At 61.4% G+C, this 319-nt stretch carries 1 pseudogene; it reads left to right on the top strand.

From position 1 onward, the window contains the following. A pseudogene (locus tag SB719_RS19395) lies at positions 1 to 319 on the top strand (hypothetical protein); the annotation flags it as partial.

Below are 319 nucleotides of genomic sequence, written 5' to 3'. Positions count from 1 at the left end.
ACCGATGCCCTTGAGAGCCTTCAACCCAGTCAGCTCCTTCCGGTGGGCGCGGGGCATGACTATCGTCGCCGCACTTATGACTGTCTTCTTTATCATGCAACTCGTAGGACAGGTGCCGGCAGCGCTCTGGGTCATTTTCGGCGAGGACCGCTTTCGCTGGAGCGCGACGATGATCGGCCTGTCGCTTGCGGTATTCGGAATCTTGCACGCCCTCGCTCAAGCCTTCGTCACTGGTCCCGCCACCAAACGTTTCGGCGAGAAGCAGGCCATTATCGCCGGCATGGCGGCCCCACGGGTGCGCATGATCGTGCTCCTGTCG

The organism is Pantoea sp. SIMBA_079 (genome assembly GCF_046940275.1).
In the GTDB taxonomy this organism is placed as follows: domain Bacteria; phylum Pseudomonadota; class Gammaproteobacteria; order Enterobacterales; family Enterobacteriaceae; genus Pantoea; species Pantoea borealis.
This window is presented reverse-complemented; position numbering and strand designations above follow the sequence as displayed.